General features: G+C 43.7%; 14 protein-coding genes. All 14 read right to left on the bottom strand.

Annotation, left to right across the window (positions count from 1 at the left end; all coding sequences use genetic code 11):
• Window positions 1–86: 86 nt before the first annotated feature.
• Complete coding sequence (locus tag AACX38_RS06745; protein ID WP_228862825.1) at window positions 87–1907, bottom strand: type VI secretion system-associated FHA domain protein; 1821 nt, start codon at window positions 1905–1907, stop codon at window positions 87–89.
• An 88-nt stretch (window positions 1908–1995) separates the two neighbouring features.
• Entirely contained in the window at window positions 1996–2487 is a 492-nt protein-coding gene (locus AACX38_RS06740; protein WP_099121522.1) for an Hcp family type VI secretion system effector, read from the bottom strand.
• A 166-nt stretch (window positions 2488–2653) separates the two neighbouring features.
• Complete coding sequence (gene tssC / locus AACX38_RS06735) at window positions 2654–4156, bottom strand: type VI secretion system contractile sheath large subunit (RefSeq protein ID WP_099121521.1); 1503 nt, start codon at window positions 4154–4156, stop codon at window positions 2654–2656.
• Window positions 4157–4159: 3 nt separating this feature from the next.
• Entirely contained in the window at window positions 4160–4714 is a 555-nt protein-coding gene (gene tssB, locus AACX38_RS06730; RefSeq protein ID WP_099121520.1) for a type VI secretion system contractile sheath small subunit, read from the bottom strand.
• 82 nt (window positions 4715–4796) lie between these two features.
• Window positions 4797–5915, bottom strand: a complete 1119-nt coding sequence (gene tssA / locus AACX38_RS06725; RefSeq protein ID WP_099121519.1) for a type VI secretion system protein TssA — start codon at window positions 5913–5915, stop codon at window positions 4797–4799.
• Between the two features lie 5 nt (window positions 5916–5920).
• Entirely contained in the window at window positions 5921–9613 is a 3693-nt protein-coding gene (gene tssM, locus AACX38_RS06720; protein WP_228862824.1) for a type VI secretion system membrane subunit TssM, read from the bottom strand.
• A gap of 10 nt (window positions 9614–9623) precedes the next feature.
• Window positions 9624–10850, bottom strand: a complete 1227-nt coding sequence (locus tag AACX38_RS06715; RefSeq protein ID WP_228862885.1) for a DotU family type VI secretion system protein — start codon at window positions 10848–10850, stop codon at window positions 9624–9626.
• 17 nt (window positions 10851–10867) lie between these two features.
• Window positions 10868–12217, bottom strand: a complete 1350-nt coding sequence (gene tssK, locus AACX38_RS06710) for a type VI secretion system baseplate subunit TssK (RefSeq protein ID WP_099121517.1) — start codon at window positions 12215–12217, stop codon at window positions 10868–10870.
• A gap of 13 nt (window positions 12218–12230) precedes the next feature.
• A complete protein-coding gene (tssJ, locus tag AACX38_RS06705) occupies window positions 12231–12719 on the bottom strand; it encodes a type VI secretion system lipoprotein TssJ (protein WP_099121516.1) in 489 nt (162 codons plus the stop codon).
• A 160-nt stretch (window positions 12720–12879) separates the two neighbouring features.
• Window positions 12880–13269: a DUF4150 domain-containing protein gene (locus AACX38_RS06700; RefSeq protein ID WP_099108116.1), complete on the bottom strand. Its 390-nt coding sequence runs from the start codon at window positions 13267–13269 to the stop codon at window positions 12880–12882.
• Window positions 13270–13278: 9 nt separating this feature from the next.
• Entirely contained in the window at window positions 13279–13905 is a 627-nt protein-coding gene (locus tag AACX38_RS06695; RefSeq protein WP_228862823.1) for a DUF3540 domain-containing protein, read from the bottom strand.
• A gap of 14 nt (window positions 13906–13919) precedes the next feature.
• A complete protein-coding gene (locus tag AACX38_RS06690; protein WP_228862822.1) occupies window positions 13920–14984 on the bottom strand; it encodes a pentapeptide repeat-containing protein in 1065 nt (354 codons plus the stop codon).
• Window positions 14981–17560 carry a DUF2169 family type VI secretion system accessory protein gene (locus AACX38_RS06685; protein ID WP_228862821.1) on the bottom strand — a complete coding sequence of 860 codons (2580 nt, stop codon included), beginning with the start codon at window positions 17558–17560 and terminating at the stop codon, window positions 14981–14983. Before AACX38_RS06685 ends, AACX38_RS06690 begins: the two co-directional genes overlap by 4 nt.
• Before the next feature lie 22 nt (window positions 17561–17582).
• Window positions 17583–19751: a type VI secretion system Vgr family protein gene (locus AACX38_RS06680; RefSeq protein ID WP_228862820.1), complete on the bottom strand. Its 2169-nt coding sequence runs from the start codon at window positions 19749–19751 to the stop codon at window positions 17583–17585.
• Between the last annotated feature and the right edge of the window lie 218 nt (window positions 19752–19969).

Raw genomic sequence — 19969 nt, 5'->3', positions numbered from 1 at the left:
TTGATATGCTGAAAGGTTTGTTCCCGCTGTCTTTCAGGTCATAAGCTGAAATTCATGGGGTATTTGTATCTGAGGAGTTGATGGTTTTATCCGGTCTGTTTTTTTATTTTTTTCTGGGAATTTTTATAGTTATTGACTTCGTTTTCATAAGCTAGCAGGAAGTTCTTACCAAACAGGCCGGAGTTGTGCTCAAATTCACTGGCTGTTTTTTGATAATGCTTAGTCAGAAACTCCCATAAAGATGCTTTGTAGGTTGATGATAATGACAAACGTGGCATGCCGCCTTCGTCCCGTGCTTTTTGCTCAAGAATAGTGGGGTGGAAAAGTTGCAGGATATCTACCGTAATGGCTCGCATTCCGGCAATCATTCCCAGTTGGTGCGCTTGTAATTCGATTAAAATATCGCGGGTTGCCTGCTCAATAGACATAAATCCCGGCATATGATCACCAAACATCTGAACCAGTACTGATTGACCAGAAGGTAATAATTTAAAGGGATTATTGGTATCTGATAACATTTGGGTTATTTCGGCTTCGGCTTCCCGTTTCAGTAGGGTACGTGAAGTATTTAATGCAACAAGCCCCTGAGATAACTGGCTGATAAGCTGGCCTAACTGATACATACGGTGTTCATCAAACTGTGGCTGTCGAAGATTTTTGAGTCCCATACCTTCTAGTAGGGCTGCCAGTAATTTTCCTTCCAGCTTGACACCCTCTGTCACATGTTCATCGGATTTATAGCTGATGGGATCGATATTCAGCCGTTCATAAATAGGGTCATCATTACTGATATGTGGTGGTGTGCTAAGTTGCTTAATCTGCTGATCAATATAAGGCTGATGACTCTGGTCAGTCTGCTTATTAGGTGGGTTAAAGACGGTATCTTCTCCCATTGTTTCTTCTGTTTCTGTGCTGAACTGGTTTGTGACTAAATCTTGGTTTATTTCTCTGGATAGCTCTTCTGTTGTGAAGAGCGGAGGTAAAGGAGAGAGTTGAGCTTCTGATTGGGTATTATGATCAGATGCAGATTGTGTGACAGAAGCCGATTTAGGTTCGGCAATTTTGGGATGATCAGGAGATGTTAGTGGCGCGGCAGTGCCTAACATCAAATCCAGAGGGTCTTGATTTTTAGTATTTTGTTTTTGTTTAACATTCTGGTCAGAAAATAACGCCAGTGGATCAATTTCACCTTCCTTATCATTGTGCTCAAAATCATATTCTTTATCATTCTGGAATAAGGTTGTTGGCGTATTATCATTAAGAATATCTTCCTGCCGGAAGAGGGGATCTGAATTGAACATAGTCACGGGATCTTTCGCTCGTAGCTGTAAGGTATCCAGATCAGCAGTTGTTTTGATTTTTGCTAATGGATCAATGGGATTACGTTCATCGTTTTCTTGTTGGCTGGAGGGAAACAGCGGGTTATGGTCATTTCCATCCGATGATGCCTGATGCTTGTCAGAGGATGTCGGAGTATCAGGGATCGTAAAAATTTTTTCAAGGCCATCCCAGACTTCACTGGGAATACCCTGCGTATCCGATTCAGAGGATACACTGGTAGCAGAAATATCAGTTTGTAATTGTGCATTTTGGTAGGGATCAATGACCTGAATCTGATAACTGCCAATATTCAGTACGTCACCATCGCGGATTTCAACCTGACGATTCGGAGCCACAGGGATTGTATTCAGCAAAAGCTCAGTTGCAGAACCCAGATTGGTGATCCGACATTTGCCATCTGTATTGATGGATACAATAGCCTGAACACGGGCAATGCCCTGCTCAGCATCAGGTAAAATCCAACTATTATCTTTACAGTGGCCGATAGTTCCCCCCGGAGGAGAGAATTCATAACTCAGTTGTGTTGGCTGGCTTGTACTGTTGTTTTTAACAATGGTGAATCGCATAAGCGTGGATCCTTATTGTTGATAAGGATAATGTGGATGAGGATAACCTCCTTGTTTCAAGGAGGTTATCAGTAAAATCCACGGTGTATTATTCCAGTTTATTAGTGTAGGAATCCCAGGTATAGGTAACTTCAGCACCTTTTTTACCCTGGAAGTCTTGTGGGAAGTAGCTTTCTTTATGTTTTTGGAAGGCAAGCTGAACGTCACAATAGAAGTTGCTATCTCCGTATACAAGTCTGGCGTCTGCAACCATAGCTTGTGTCAGGGTCAGCTCATACCAGGATTCTTGTGAGCCACCTTGCCGGCGAACATGGAGTTTAACTTCCTTAATATGTTTCCCTGAAACAACATATTTGCGCAAAGTGATAGCTGATTTATCAAACAGAAGATTTAAATGGAGATTGCTGACTTCAACGATGCCTCCACCCAAACCAGTCCCTTGATTAGATTTATTGATGTTGTTAATCACATCTATTTTAAAGGAATGGACAGCTGTCCAGTCTTTATGTTTTTCATCACCAGATTCGCCTTTAATATCAGTGAAGAAAATATACGCATCGGGCGTTGGAAGAGTAGACATAATTTTTCGCCTTAATCTTAATTAAAGTTTAATGAAGGAGTTGTATGTAACATTGGCATCCCATCGATGTTTATTGGGATACACATATAGAGGGAGGGGGTACTGCTACAGAAAGATAACTAAAATAGTGATATTGGGTTTTGTGTTGAAAAATAAGTGATTAGTATCATGCTCCTTTTAGTGAGGGTAATTTTGAAACCAGGCGTAGAGAAACTGTCAGGCCTTCTAATTGATAGTGAGGCCGCAGGAAAAATTTAGCCTGATAGTATCCCGGGTTGCTCTCAATCTCTTCGACCTGAACTTCTGCGGCTGCCAGTGGTTTCTTGGCTTTAGTGAACGGTGTTGAATTGACTGGGTCACCATCGACATAATTTGTGATCCACTCATTCAGCCAGCGTTCCATATCACTGCGCTCCTGAAATGTCCCGATCTTGTCACGGACGATACATTTCAGATAATGGGCAAAGCGGCAGCAAGCAAACAAATAGGGCAGGCGAGCCGAAAGGTTGGCATTCGCTGTTGCATCAGGATCATAATATTCCGAGGGTTTTTGTAGTGACTGGGCACCAATAAAGGCAGCCATATCGGTGTTTTTACGGTGCAGGAGCGGAATAAAGCCATTTTTGGCTAATTCAGCCTCACGGCGGTCACTGATGGCAATTTCGGTGGGGCATTTCATATCCACGCCGCCGTCATCAGAGGGGAAAGTATAACAAGGCAGATTTTCCACAATACCGCCGGATTCTACGCCACGGATAGAGGTACACCAGCCATACAGTTTAAATGAGCGGTTGATATTAACGGCCATCGCATAAGCTGCATTCGCCCAGGTATAATTTTCGTGGGTAGGCCCATCGGTATTCTCTTCAAAATTGAAGTTATCAACGGGATTTGTCAGAGCACCATAAGGTAAACGGGACAGAAAACGCGGTAATGCTAATCCGATGTAACGGACGTCTTCTGATTCACGTAAACTCCGCCAGGGGGCGTATTCCGTATTCTGGAAGATTTTGGTGAGATCGCGTGGATTAGCCAGCTCCTGCCAGGAGCTCATCTGCATCACACTGGGTGCGGCTCCGGCAATAAACGGGCAGTGTGCTGAGGCGCTGATTTGCGATATTTGGCGCAATAGTTCAACGTCCGGTGCGGTGTGGTCAAAATAGTAATCTCCCACCAGACAGCCGAAAGGTTCACCACCAAACTGGCCATATTCCGCTTCATAGATTTTCTTAAACAGTGGGCTTTGATCCCAGCTGATACCCTTAAAGCGTTTTAAGGTGTTACGGAGTTCTTTTTTGGACAGACACATCACACGGATTTTCAGCATTTCATCCGTTTCCGTGTTATTAATCAGATAATGCAGACCCCGCCATGCGCCTTCGAGTGTCTGAAACTCATCATGGTGCAGGATATGGTTCATTTGCTGTGAGATTTTGGTATCAATTTCGGCAATCAGTGACTGGATGGTACGATAGGTATCACCAGAGAGCGTCACTGTATTTTCCAGTGCCTGCTGCGCCAGTGTTTTGACCGCATTTTCAACGGCACTACGGGTCTGATCACTTTGCGGGCGGAATTCCTTACCGAGCAATACACTTAACTCATCAGCCGTGTACTCTTTTAGCGTCTGCTCTTGTTGAGACAAGGTTTCTTGTTCGGTCGTGCTCATCAATTACTCCTTATTTTCAGCGCTTTCATCTGATCCTGGCGTGTTGTCTTCAGATGAAATGCTGTCTTCAGGTTTTGGCGCTTCCGCCAGTGATTTCAACAGGGCTGGGTTTTGCAGTATTTCGGCAATCAGTTGTTCTGCACCAGTTTTGCCATCCATATAAGACAGCAGGTTCGCCAGTTGGGTACGTGCTTCCAACAGATTAGCCAAAGGCTCTACCTTTTTAGCGATAGCATCTGGCTGAAAATCCTCCATTCTTTCAAAAACCAGTTCAACATTCAGTTTGCCATCACCTGTCAGGGTGTTATCAACCTGAAAGGCAGCCCGGGGTTTTATTGACTTCATGCGTTCGTCAAAGTTATCAACATCGATTTCCAGAAATTTCCGATCAGTAATTTCTGGCTGGGCTTCTGTGGATTTCCCTGCCAAATCAGCCATAACCCCCATGACAAACGGCAGTTGAACCACTTTTTCTGAGCCATAAAGCTCGACATCGTATTCAATCTGGACACGGGGAGCGCGATTTCGAGCTATAAATTTTTGTCCGCTGGATTTCATGACAAATTCTCCAATACTGGCTAGATAGATTAAGGGGAGAGTGAATAATGCGTTGAATCTCTGAATAAGAGGTTATAAGCGGTTAGTGGGTATCATCTTGGTCTGTATCTGTACCGGAATTATCAGCATAGCCAAAAATGATGGCGAGCTGATGTAATCCTTCTGGTGCAAGATTAGAAATAATGTCGATAAAATTACGATCAATCAGCTGTTGAATGCGGTCAATCATCATCGGAGCGGGGTGGCTCGGTTCATGTGTGATGAAATAAAGCTTCACTTTTTCCAACAACATACGTACTTCTTCGCGATTATGAGCTTCCACTTCATACCAGTCGAATGAGGATAAGTCAGCTGATGGTTCGGGGATTACCGTATTTTTTACTGAAGTGGATGCCGGTTTACTCACTGGTTCAGACTCAGAAGCGGCTTTATCGCTATCAGTCATAGGAGCTTCTGCTGAGGCTGGTGGTTTTAACAGACTGAACTCAATCACCGTATTCAGGTGTTTTAACAGCAGAGAAAATTCAGGTGAATGGCTGGCGGATAAATGCCGGTGAATCAGTTCAGTCAGGGCTGTGACGTGATCACGAATAACTACCAGTATAGATATTTCCGGGCTGCTCGATTCTTGTTTTAACTCCTTTAATAAACGTGTACGTCCTCCTGTATAGCCACTAATTTCGGTTATTGACCCGTCGAGCAGTGAGTAAACATCACGGAATGATAATTCCTGCAAAACATTTTTCAGTAGAATCGAATTCTGTACTTTCAGAGTCAGCGGAGAGCCGTCTTCGATATCTGCCAGCGTATTGAGACGGAATAAAGGATCGTATTCACCATCAAATTCCAGTTTTGGCCACACTTCATCCCAATAGCGTTCCAACATCTGTTTAAGGAGAGCCAGACCATCGGCATAACCGGATAATCCACGCGCTTCTACCCATGCATGCATCAGGGCGATAATAATACGCAGGTCTTTAGTCCGGGACAGCAGTAGGTTTGTGGCCTGTTTTTCTACTTCCAGCCAGTTAGGGGGTTCGGCCGGGATCAGGAAATCACCGAACTGCTGTTCTGTTTTGCCAACGAGACTTTGTTCTAATAGCAGAAAATCATCATCGTATTCGAGATTCTCTCCGCAAGGGAACTTGCTGCTTATTGGCGCAAGTAACGCATCGATATTCGTACTGTTTTCATGGCTCATGGCGTTTATATGCTCTTCATATTCGGACAGGAGAATGCAGGCAGTTTAAACGGACTGAAAATACTGTTTGGTGTAAATCCCAGTACGACAGTGTGACCTTGAATATTAAATGTGGCCTGTAGAGCTGAATCATCATGATGGGCAGAACTGCTATGCGAGACTTGTTTTGCTTTATCCAGCAATCGGTTCAGCGCCCAGGGGCCGGAAGCGGATAAGGTCGCTGTTGTACCATCAGCTAAGTTCAGTTGAATACTGGCCTGATTAACTCCGGTAGACCCCGGCCAGTTGATGAGTTGTGGAACCTGAGGGCCGTGGCTGTATTGCAACTGCTGCCCTCCGACATTCAGAACCATGCTCAATATTTGGTTACCCATACTTATCGGCTGAACCATGACAGTAAATGACGGTGTAGGAGTGCCGTTCCCAAAGAATGTATCACTGATGATCTTAGCCTGTTGGAAAGGCCGGAGTAATCTTGCTCCTCCCGGCAGCGGTTTGCCATCCACACCCGGCATAAAGCGCCATTGGGGCTGGGATGTATCGACTTTTCCCTCTAAGTTCTTTTTGTAAAAACTGTCCATCATCCCTTTTTCGGGGGCAAACATGCGAGCCATATCATCTGGTTTAATATCGACATGTGCCGTAGCTACCAGCGGATAACGATTTGTGATGGCCTGATTGCAAAACCCGCCGATTTCAGAGCTGAGCTGTTTACCGACACTTCTCATATCGCTGATTTGTGCATCACTGCTGGCACCGATTGCCAGTGAGGTGATCATATCCCTGAACGGCATAGGCAGTCGCTCTGATGCGGTCTGTAGTTGAGTGATAATATTATTGGGTGGAAACGTTGAACCGGTATTCACGGCATTCTGTACTGAAGTCAGGTATTGGTATAATTCACTAATTTTTTTCAATATATCATCGAAAGGTATTTGCGGGTTTTTTCCGTCCGGATTTTTCGCCAAATCGGTAATTTGCGCAAAATGTGCCTCTAACATATTTTCCGGTGAGGGTTGCCCGTTATTCTGTAATATCATCTGTTGGGGAGCCAGGTTAGCTAACCTATTGGCTTTATTAGCCAAATTACTGGTCTTGCTGCTTAAGCTACCCAGTTTCGCAATATTCTTGCCTTTATTCATCAGGCTATTGAGCGGATCATTCAGGGTTAGATTTTTACTGATATTGATCAGAAGAAGACGCAGGGGTGAAACCGAAGATGAAAGTAAGCGCGCAGTGTTAGCCCGCTGCGTTAAATCATCAATATGGTTTAAACGAATATCACCCAGAAATTTATCCCATTGATAAATATAGTCATTAACATAAATTTGCCGGACAGATTGCTCAACTAGTTTAACTGGCTGTTTTTTGGCGTAAGAACCCAGCACCCAGCTATCTTGTATATAGGAACCGGCAATCAACGGTTCCATATCTTTGATGATTTTCTGATAACCCGCTGGCGTAAACAGCCCAGGAACTCCACTGGTTATTGGTTCATTACTGATATGAGAAAAAGCCAGATCAGCCTGTGGACCGGCAAGGGTAACTAAATTGACCGGTTCTAAATCGGGATTGTTCAGCAGAGCGCTTTGTAGTCTGGCGTAGGTTCGTACTGCGAGAGGCGTACTGCTGATGAACGCCTGCCTGCTTTCAACCAGTGAGCTATCAAAGACATAGGGTGATGTAACCGGCTGATTATCCAGTAGCTGGCCGAGGTGCCAGTCCAGCTGTTTGAATTGTATCTCAGGAGTATCGGGTGCTAATTGTGCCTCCAGATACTGCATTACCCAGTTACGCAGGAACTTACCGTCATAATGGTCGGGTTGATATAACATCTGATATGCCTTTAATGCACTATATGTTTTATCGATATCATTATTACTGACCTGTTTTAGCTGATCGGTGATAAGCCTTGCTACATGTGGCAGCAGTAATGATTGTAGTGCTTTCGTATACAGGTCATGTCCGGCATCGTTGACCAGTTCACCCGTGTACAAGCCCATGCGATAAGATATCGGCGGATCGTCCAGCGAAAAATGCTGACTTTGGGCCAGATTGGCCAGCGTGTTCAACATCGGTAATAAGTTATAGATATTATTTGCTTCATTAGCATTATTCGTGTTTTGCTTTAACTCATCACCCAGTTTCGTAATAGACGGCATTTTTGCCTGAATTTCAGCAAGATAATTTTCATTATTGTGATAACTGGTCAGAAATAAGGTGGTTACCGCGATCAGGATCGCTATCAGTGTCATATAACCTAACCAGTTAACCAGCCGATTCTTGTATATCCACCAACGGTTATAACTGGCAAGCCCGGCTTCCTGAAAAATGCCTTCCAGTAAGTTTTTCAGAAAGTACGGCTGCTGGGCCTGAGAGGGATAGTGCATCCCTTTATCTTCACCATTGCCCCATGACATCGAAATACTATTGTTATCAGTCGGTAACTGGACATTTTGATTAAATTTTTCCATCACAGAATCAAACGGAATTCCTTCCTGTTTACCGCTGGTGAAATAAAGCCCTCTGGGATAACTGGGAGCTTCAAATCCGGATCGGGCGAAAATTATCTCAAGATACTGGGCAATATACGGATGCAGGGCAGCAAACTCCTGGGGAAACAGGTAACTTTCAGCAGACTGCTGTGGATTGGATTCATTCAGCAGAATATAGGGTAATTCAGCATCCAGCCGCCGTTGTAACTGACGGTATTGTTCGTCAAAGGCAGCGTTGATGTTCCAGTCCACTTTGTTGTTTTGTGGAAAGGTCAGCCCCCAGATTTGTTCGCGTGATGCTTTATCAAGGTGCGTAAAATAGGCAGTGAAGCCTTTTAACAAGTCGGTTTTAGTAATAAAAAGATAAACCGGAAACTGAGTCTTAAATTTTTCATGTAATTCCGATAAGCGCCTGCGCAGCATATAGGCGTGGTTATCACGGGCTTCTGTCGATGGATTCAGCAGATCCTCCACACTGAGGGTCAGGATAACTCCATTAATAGGCTGACGTGTGCGGTATTTCTTCAACAGCTTAATAAATGTTTTCCATTCCCTGAAATTGGATTTTTGGACAGTGTTATCCTGAATCGTATAGCGCCCGGCGGTATCCAGCAGAACGGCATTAGTCGTGAACCACCAGTTACAGCTATTACTATCCTGCATGCTGTGCAGGGCAGCTCTGCCGAAATAATCTAATAGTGGAAAATTCAGGCCGGAATTCGACAGCGCAGTTGTTTTACCTGAACCCGGTGCCCCGATGACCAGATACCAGGGTAATTGGTACAGGTACTGGCGGCTGAAAAAACCTCTCAGGGTGGGTTTATTTTTACCATTCAGGCCGGAAAAATAAGCCTTTCTCAATAATTTTACAGCATCAGAAAAACGTTCTGACAGGGACAGGTGCTGTTCATTTTGTTGTTTTTCCTGCGTCTTTTCGGATTCGCTGCCTTTGATAATATTCAGCTGATTAGCCAGTTTTTTATTCAGCCAAGTCCGGTATAAGTGAGGGATGAGTAAACTAATAACCCAAAAAAAGTAAAGGAAGGCAATGGTGGCTACCCGTATTGTAAATGATTTAAATGGTACAACATCACCAACAGAAATAATGGGCCCCCAGAAACCGATAATGCAAGCAAGTATCGTTATTCCGATAAAACTCCATGTCAGTCTGCTGGTGATAATAGAAAGGAGCACATTCAACATCTTAGTTTCCTCACTTTATTTGAGCATCAGGAGAAACTAACAGCGTGATTTCTACTCGTCTGTTTTTAGCCCGGTTAGCGGGGGTGTTATTGGGTACCAGAGGATCGCTTGCACCTTTTCCCTCTGTTTTGACGCGTCCCGGCTGCTCCAGATAGCGCTGGAGTTCTTTTTGGACAGATTTGGCTCTGGCCAGCGATAACGCGTAATTAGAGGAAAAAGATGATGAATAAATGGGTACATTGTCGGTATATCCGACCACCAGAATTTCACCTTTGTAATGATTCATCTCTTCTGCAATACGTTTGATAACATATAAATAGTTTTTCTTGATGCGAGATGAACCAGATCTGAATACACCATCACCCTCCAGTGTAATCACATTCTTATCATTCACGGATACGGTTAACATTCCGGCAGATATTTCAGCTTGCAATCGGCTTCTAAGATTCGGTTTTTCCTTTTTTACTGGTGCAGGAGGTGGTGGCGATGATATTTTTCTGTCGGGCACATTGGGCAGACTGGTCTGGTAGATAGAGGATAAAACCGGGGTAGTGATATTACCCAGTTGCCAGTTCAGGCTGATATACAGGATACAGCCCAAAAAACACAGAAATAGCAGACAAACCCACATGGGTAAGAAAGGTTTCCAGGCTTTATTGGGTTTTTTGAGCAACTGCAAATTAGGTGACAGCTCGGCCGGATAATTGCCTCGGATTGAATGGATCAACTGGTACAGACGTTGTTTTAGTGTTTCCAGCTGAGAACGACCGTTATCCATGATGCGGTATCGCCCTTCAAACCCGAGCTGGAGACAAAAATTAATCAATTCCAGCAGAAATAAATTCTCTTTGGGGTTTTGTGATAGTTTAGCCAGAAGCTGAAAGAATTTTTCACCACCCCAGGTTTCATTATGAAACGTGACCAATAATCCACTACCTGACCAGACACTACGACTTCCCCATGGAGTCAGGGCGGCCGCTTCGTCTAAGGCGGTGCACAAACAGTAACGCGCCCCGATAATAACTTCATAGGGTTGGTTTACCTGTTGACATGCGACTTCAAAGCGTCGTATTTCATCGATCAGATGTTGCCGTAAATCTGCAGGATCCGGGTGGGAGGTGGTGTGCCGGATTTTTGGGATCGTATTCAGCAGAGGATTGGCCGCAGCCACCAACGGATTCTCACGGGTGTCATCAGCAAGCCATATCTGATCAGTATGAAGAGCTTCTTGTCTCATCATAGGCGTCGTTACCTTCATTTAGGTTGTTTAGGCTGGTTACGGACAGCCCAAAACTCCATATTTAAACCGGGAAAATCACCCGCCAGATGCAATGCAAAGCCACCGGCTTTATCCATTTGTTTCCACAAATCGCCCTCTTTTTCTAGTTCGAAATAGACATACCCTGAGTGCCAGGGAATTTGCCTCGGCACAGATGGCAAAGCCCGTATTGCAATACCGGGTAACTGCAACTGCACTAATTCACGGATACGCCCGACAGGGGCAATTTTCATCTGAGCCGGAAAATGGCTCATCAGGGTTTCATTAGTGGTTTCGGCATGGACAGCCAGAATAAAGCTGAATGTATTCACCATGTTGGCATTAGGTAGTGTGGCGATATTCAGGCCATGAGAGTACTCAGTGAGTGGTAACTGAATAGCGTGTTCTTCCAGAATGATGGACAGCCCCTGACGCAGATGGAACATAAGCTGATTAAAACTCAGGGTCAGATTGTCATGATCATAGAGAGGAAGATTTTCATCAGGAACACGACTTTGGGAGAATGTCGCCAGTTCAGTGGCAAATTGCAGCCATTCGCTGAATAATCTTTCTGGATGCAATAATGATAAATTGTTTGCGTGGTTTACCTGACCACTGTAGCGATTTACAAGGGACAGTAAGAGAAAATCCATGATTTCAGAGTCATTATGTCGCCCCAGCTGTAATAAACGCTGGCTTATCTGCTGGCGGCGCTGTTCCAGTAACCCCTGAATATCGGTTACAAACCCGGCTACTTGCGGGCTGGCATAACAGTTGAGCAGGGGAGGGATGAACTGTTGATCAAGATATATTTTATTATCACTGGTTCTATTCACTACGTGAACAATCTTCAATGCAGTCCATTCTGGTGTTAAATCAGATTCCGCCATCAGGCGCAGGCGCATTTTGCCGAATTGTAAAGCAGCACTGCCCACTGACATGGCATTAAAGTCATTGACTTCGGTTTCAAAACTGATGAAACGCGCCAGCGAATTTTTCTGCTCACTGAAAATGACTTCTTCTCTGCCCCGCCGAAAGTGGGGGAGCGCCAGCATGACATTAATATCGGTCTGATTTTCAGAGAGTTGTAAAGGTTCTGGTGCGTTAGCACCATCAAAACTGAATGGAGTTCCATCCGGAAAAATACCGCTCGCAGAGGAAAGCATAATTTTCCCCTGATTGAGAAATTCCTGATTCAGTTCGAGAGTCAGAAAACCCCAATAATAAGGCAGTTGGGCTTTCCCCCAATCACGGACATAGGCTTCCAGATAGCTTTCAGCCTGCTGGAAGTGATGAGGGCGTAAGAACATCCCTTCTGTCCAAATGACTTTTTCAGATTTATTCATGATTTTCTTCAGTTCATGCAGCACAAGTTAAGTCAGGAGTTAAACCAGAGCCAGTAACTTTAATGCACACCTGTAGCTTGTCAGGTGCAGAACGCCAGAATTTATAAAACGGAGGCTTTGCTGGTACCGATACCGGAAGAGCAATACGCCATTTCTTTCCATCTAATTGCCTGTATTCGGCAACAATTCCAATGTAATGAATTTCTGGCTGATTCTGTTCCAGTAGATGACGGACATGTTCGGTAGGGAGGATAAAAAACCGATCCTCATTGACTAATTTATCCCCCAGCGCTGCTTTCGCATTGCCCTGAAGCGAAAAAAAGTCTGCCGACATGAACTCTTCTTTTGATTTCAATAGCATAACGTCAATCTTCAGTGGAGCTGAATCATTAACATTTGGTGCAATATTAAAAACTAATTGGTAAGGAGGTAATTTTTCTGGCTGCTGTGATGAGCAGCCTGCCATGATTAATAGAAACGTTAATAAAATTCTTTTCGCCATCCAGCAGTTATCACCCAACAGTTAATTGAATACAACTAATTGAATACAAGGTTTTTATTAAAATATTTTGTTTTTTTCAGTACAAAATATAAGGTAATAAATTTCATGAATTATTAATAATTTTAGTATAGCCAGTATGGAATAAAAGAAAAGTTGGGTATCAGGCTGATAAAATCAGCACCTTGGTTTGGCTTGGCGTAATCCGACAGCCGACAGAGTTGGTCGAGTTCTGCATTGACATGCTGGTTAGCCGCGTCACGGGAGCGCCTTTGATTAACAGAGTATTCGCCCCTAATGTATGCCGTGCTGGTCCCATCACCGTACCGGAAGCCACACCAGTATTAACGCCGGCGTTATCGCCCATAGTCATGGGATAGATTGTCATCAGATTATGGGCTGGTGCTCCTGCAAATAAGATGTTCATGGCATTCGTAATACCGGTAGGTCCCTGAGCCATATTGGGATACGGTATAGGTGTGGAAAAAGGGGGGGTCATGCAGACATCAGGGGTAGCCAGATCCATTCCCCCGCTTTGAGTATTGGCAAACATAATACCTCCTTAACCAATATGAATTTGTTCAGCATCTATTTTGGTAATGGCTTTTGCTGACATCATGGTATTTTGGGCATGCAGGCGCAGGTAGTTTTCAGCCTGTATATCTAACTGGCCTGCCCGTACTTGTTCTGTCTGTGTGGTATGACGAAACAGGCGGTGACTGAGTTGCGTGACGGTCTGCCAGACTGATTCAAGTTTATTGCCAATCAATTGGGTCACTGACACCCATGCAGAGAGAGATTCACCCGTGTATTGCATTTTCTTGATATGGCATTGCCCATCGTTGGCATCAATATGCAATCCTTCGCTGTTTAAATGTAAATTACCCTGAGGCGCAATAGTCAAATCACCGGGTACGCTGATTTCTGCCGATTGTTGTTGTTCAGGGCGTTCTAATATAGCCAGCACCCAGAGTTGCCCCTCTACTTTTGTGAGTAATACGGTATCACCCAGTTCAGGTGTCAGTAAGCAACTGGCAGCCCGTCGGCAATGCCATCCCCGGCTGTAGCTTTCCACCATTAAGCTACCATCCTGAAGGCGGCTAATAACCTGTCCTGCAACCTGTTGTGAGGGTTCATCCGTAAGCAAAGGTGAAGAAAGTGTATAGGACGCGTAAGAAAGTTCTGACATTTTAGTTCTCCTGATTAAATCTTGCGTTGTAGCTCCCACTCTTCGGCGGCAAACAGTTCAGGATCATTTTCCAGAATGCCATTACGATCGGAGAACAATGCCCCAGCCTGTTCAGCACGATGAAAAAGTGTTCGCATAAAATGCGTGGTACGAAAATCACTGTTGCTGACGTTGGCGTAGGAAAGATCGGCATAGGTCATGTCAGCACCGGTAAACTGGGCATTGACGGCATGAACTTTATGCATAATGGCCTGTGTTAGCTGGCTTTGTCTGAAGTCAGCGGATTCGAGACAGGCACTGACAAAAATAGACTGGATAAATAAGCTGTTGCTGCAATGTGCCCGAGTCAAATCCGCTTCGATAAATAGGGATTGGGTCGCGTTAACATTGGATAATACTGCCCCCTGTAAACCCGCTCCTTTGAAGTTACAGTTGGTTAATCTGGCATGGCTGAAATTCACGGCTTCAAGCTGACAACCGGTAAACTGACATTCCTGAAATTGTTGTTGTTGATAGTCCTGACCTCGCAGATCACATTCAAAAAAAACCGCTTTCGTGAATTTACTGGCAGAAAAGTGCGTTTTCCGTAAATTCTGGCGAAAAAAGGTAACCAGAAAAAGATCGCTGGAAGTGATGCGGGCCTGATCAAGCGATGAGTCAATAAAGGCAATTCGCTTAAGATCGCTGTGATTGAAATCGGCTTCTTGCAGAATACTTGAGGTAAATTGAGAGTTGTTCTGTATTGTTTCTGTAAAGCGGGTTTTCTTTAAATCACATTGATTAAACAGGCTGTTGGTTATGTGGCTTTTATCGAAGGTGGCACTCGCCAGACTGCACTGTTCAAAAACACTCTGTTCGAAGAGGGCGGAATCAAATGTTACCTCTTTGAACTGACAGGCGGTAAAAATGGTATCTTTCAGTTGAGCGTGGGAAAAATCAGCACCGGAGAAATCGACTTCTTTGAATATTCCGTCGGTTAAATCCCGCTGGGCTAGTGAGATATGTGCCAGACTGACTTTTTCAATGATGTCACCCTGTTTGATTTTCGCGATCAGTTCATCTGCTGACAGTGAATTCATATCACTTCCTTATCGCGTTTAGGCAAGGTTTTGATACCTTGCAGATAAGCACCTTCAAACTGGGTTGAATCATCAATGACAGACTGAGACATATCGGCCCGAAATAAATTCGCGCCGCGTAAATCAGTACCATGCAAGCTACATTTCTGCATCAGAGCACCCATCAGGCTGGCATTATTCAACAGAGCCTCCCGAAAATCCGTTCTGATGAAAATACTTTTTGTTGCATTCAGATGTTGCATATCGGCTGACCGACAGTCAGCTTCACTCAAATCGCTGTTATTCAGCATAGCGGAATGAAATCGAGCCTGAACCAACGGCATCTGACGCAAATTACACTCAGTTAGTGTTGCCTGAGTAAAATCAGCCTGATTAAGTGTACTGTTCATCACAAAAGCACAATTCAACAGGCTTGCTGAACAGAACCGGATGTGATTGACTTCCGTTTCTACCCATGAACAACTTTCACATTGTGCGTCATCAAAAATGGCCTGTTCCAGTTTACATTTAAGAAAAATGACTTTATTCAGTGTTGCGTGATTAAAGCTGAGAGCGGGTAATTCCAGTTCTGTCAGTGTACAGTTATTCCATTGTGAATAGTGAAAATCACAATGTGTAATAAAGAATTGTCTCAGTAAAAGATCGGTGAATGTGGAGTGGTTGAATTGACAGTGATCAAATAGGGCTTCCTGCAATTGAACCTCTTTGAAATCGGTATTGGAAAAGTCACTCTGCTCACATTTAGCCAGTACCAGATTCGCTTTATCCAGTTTCACGCCAGACAAGGAAGTATGACAAAATTCTGCTCTGGCCAGCATTGCTTCGCTGAAATCCGCTTTATCCAGTTGGCTGTGATTAAAACAGGCACTTTCCAATAATGCGCCGGAAAAGTTTGCGCCACGTAGATCCATGTTGGATAAATCTGCACCAGTAAAATCCATGCCACTGAAATTACCACCTTGCTCCATAATTTTTTGTGCCCTTTTGCGGATGATTTCTGATAACTCACCCTTCAGTCGCAAAGCAGGACTCTGGGATTGCACCGTCAAAAAATAGGTATCACGTAGCGACTGTTCAATTTGTGCCAGTTCTTGATCGCTCAATCCGGTGTGCTGCTGTTGCTTACGTAATATATCCCGTGTTGAATAAATTCCTTCCGGGCCTTTGGTATTACTCTCCGGAAGAGATAAATACGTATCGATACCCTGTTCTTTTGCTTTGGCGGTTATCTCTGTTTGTTTCAGCTCGGCTTCGGCTTTTTTTTGATCGGCCTCCTGTTCGATTTTTTCCATGAATTCTGGTAGTTCATCCAGTCGGAGATTGGTTGAAGGTACTGCGACCGGAGAAGTGGGTGGGATCATTGTATTGATATCATAACCCTGTTCAGCTAAACGCGCTGCTTGCTGTTCATGGAGGAGCTTTTGACGCCTAAGTACCGATTCCTGTATCGGGCTGCTTTCTACTGAGGACTCTGTATCTATCCATGGGCCGATAATGTCCTCAGGAATAAGATCTTTTTCCCTGAACGTGTATAACACACCTTTTTCTTTGTCCATGCGCTGTCTGGCAACTTCCAGATAATGACTGGCGGGTAGCGGGCTATCCTGTTGTTCCAGCGCGGATATCATCTGTAAGACATCGGCTGCATCATCTTCATTTATTCGTGTACTTCCTTGCCATATCAGGAGCATTTGCTCCAGATGAGGGAAAAACCATACGGTTGTCTGGCGCATAACAATTTCTTCGTCAATCTCTTCATTAAGACGTAACCGTTTGATAAAACAGCGCACATTCCATGCTGGCAGACGGCCTTCCTGCACCGGTTTTTGGGGGTGCATGTTCTCAATCCGCCATGCAGCTTTAACCGGCAGGGCAGGCAGTTGCTCCCACCACTGATCCTGTGGCGCGGCATTAAATAACCGCCAGTCAATATCATGGGCATATCCCGGAAATTCGTTTTCCAGCCATTCCTTATCATATTGCTTACCGATGCGTTCAAACCGGCGTGGCCATGTAAAATCCAGTGGGCAAAAACTGGCAGGTTCAGGGGTATCTTCCGGGGATAACAACTGCTTATGGAAAGCTTCAATATTAGGTAACCGATGAATTTTATTGCCGTTTTCCAGTATTTCCGGCGTGAAGCCAATGCCGTGTGGGTTATCATCATAACCTTCCCCTCCAAAAGCCCGGCTCCAGTCCAGTCGCATTTGTTCAAAAGCCTGAGGTTTTGAAGAAGTATCACCCAACCAGTAACGATCACCAAAAACAGCCAGTTTTTTTTCTAATTGATCAACTTTAATACGCACATTACAGGCGGTTTTATCAGTCTGATGATGGGTATAGGCATAACCTGTCGCCAGAAATTCGGGTAGGGATTTAGGCATGGCAAGGTCAATAATACCATTACAGGTTTTCAGTTCTTTTTCTGCCAGTTGCCAAAGTTCAGGCTCAGGCCGCAGACGGGGAGCTAATCCCATATCGACCAGAGCCATAACAGTGACGCCGAGATGATTTTTCTGCATCCAGCGATAAGGCCGATAAAGCATACTTAAGCGTAGTGGTTTGATGATTTTCATTGAAGTATTGACTGTTAAATTATCAGACAAACAAATGTAGGGAAGAAGCAATGAGTCGGATGTTTGATTGTGCAACAGCAAGTGCGTTTGCGGCTACATTGACATCATTTTTTGTAATATTTACGCCTGTTTTACTTAGATTGATTACAGTAACACCGACGGAAATTCCTGTGATGGATGTAACAAGCTCATTGGCTGAGACACTAGTGTGAGTGGTGGATGCACTAAAACCCGTGGCAGAAATACTAAATCCTGTGGCACTTATTTTACCGATACTGGAAGAAAATATAGACGTTGGGCAATCCATCACAATATTAGTATCACTTTTGAGTGTAATGAGACTAGGGCTGTTGATTAGCGTTGTTCCGGTAATATTTTGAGTCCAGTTTCCATCAATTTTGGCAGTTAAATTGCCTGTGAGTTTGTAAGTATCTCCACCATCGATTTCGGTGTTTCGCCCTTTTTTAATGGTTCGTTGCTGCCCTTTATCAATCGTTAAGGTATCTTTGCCGTTGACAGTCGTATCCCGATTATCTTTGTAGGTGAAATTCGCTTTACCTGTTACCGTGTCTGTTTGTTCTTTTTTAATTTCCGTAGTACGCTTCCCATCAATTTTGACTGTCTTATCTTTTTCAACGGAGATATTCATATCCCGCTCTGCGTGCAGATCAAATAACTCCTTATCCGGTTCATCATCCATAAAAAGATAGTTAGCCTGATCATGCTTACCATTTTTGGTATTTGACATCACACCACTGCGAGTTTCATGTTTGGGAAGTTCCCACGGTGGCATATTTTCATTGTTATAAGTACTACCGATAACAAAAGGTTTATCCGGGTCGCCATTGACAAAACTGATAACAACTTCTTCTCCCACACGGGGAACGTTGATACTGCCGTAACGCCAGCCAGCCCAACGTGTTGCTACACGTATCCAGCAGGAACTGGTATCGTCTTTTTTATCTGTTTTATCCCAACGGAATTTCACTTTTATCCGGCCATACTTATCAGTCCATATCGGTTTATTTTTAGGGCCTGTTACGACCGCAGTTTCAACACCGGTTGCTTTTGGCCAGAGCGTGATGGCTTGTGGTTTCCAATGGACATTGGAGGGGATAGCTTCAAACTGAACAATATTTTTGTCAGGATTATCATCATCACTATCATCGTCATCACTATCATACTCAAAGACTGAGCCATAATCGGATTCATAAAATGAATATTGTGCCCCGGTAATCAGATAATCATTGTAATCATCCCCTTTAATACTATTAGGCAGAGAGAGTGTGAAAGTGTGGCCCGGAGCCATTCCCAATACATTGCCTTCCCCATTAATCAGCTCACTTTGTGCTTCTGAAGCCTGTTGAAGTATACGAACATAAAATTGCCCCTGATCACCTTTTATAAAGCGTCCCGGCCACATAAATATCTCTGTACTATCAACAGAACTGAGCGATGTTTGAGTGAGAGACTGTAATTTAGCCCGGGGCTTACGAAAATCGTAGTCATCAGTACTGAAACTGTTGGGGATAGTCGAACTGCTAATATTCCAAGTATAGATATATTCTTGGTCCAGTTTCTTGAATATGCTACCGACACTGAAATATTTAATCGTGTCATACCCCGGCATTGGATAATGCATTTGGGGCATATCGACTAATACCATAGTGTGGTTGCCATTCTCATGTTTAAAGTAATAATAAATACCTTCATGCGCCATTAGACGATGAATAAAATCGAAATCAGTTTCGTTATATTTAACGCAATATTCCCATGGGCGATAATTTTCTATGAGATTATCTTCAAAATTAACATCGGCACCCTGTAATACTGTAGTGACAATCTCAGGTACGGTTTTTTCCTGCCAGATGCTATAACCGGATTTCTTTTTTAGTTCCGAAAGCTTAGGCCTTACTGTAGCAGTATATAAATAAAGCCTGTCATCATATTTATAAAATGGCGAATAAGAGATTTTTTCTATATAGCCACTTAAATATCTTGTTTGTTTTGACGGGGTTTTTATTTCTACGGTAAGTACAGTATTATGAAGAGATATAGGATCAGATAATCTATTTTTACTCAGTAATTCGATCTCAAATTCATAAGGTTCCGATAATCTTTCTATTCCTTTAAGTGATTTAAAGTATAACTCTTCGCCGGATGAAGTATGTGCGATAAACTGTCTTTCCATAATATGGACTCGCTTGTATGCAAAGCTACCGCCTATTCCGGCCGGATGCGGGAATATATGATAGCTGGTGGAACTTACTGTTGTGAGGCATTTCGGATATACTATATAAGTATGTAGTTGTTGGTTTCTGATATTGAGTTAAGCACAGTAGTCAGAATGTGTAATCACCAAAGAATGTTTTATTTAAGAAATATATAACTTGTGTTTATATTTTATCT

The sequence above is a fragment of the Xenorhabdus sp. PB30.3 genome, from assembly GCF_963895965.1.
Classification (GTDB): domain Bacteria; phylum Pseudomonadota; class Gammaproteobacteria; order Enterobacterales; family Enterobacteriaceae; genus Xenorhabdus; species Xenorhabdus stockiae.
This window is presented reverse-complemented; position numbering and strand designations above follow the sequence as displayed.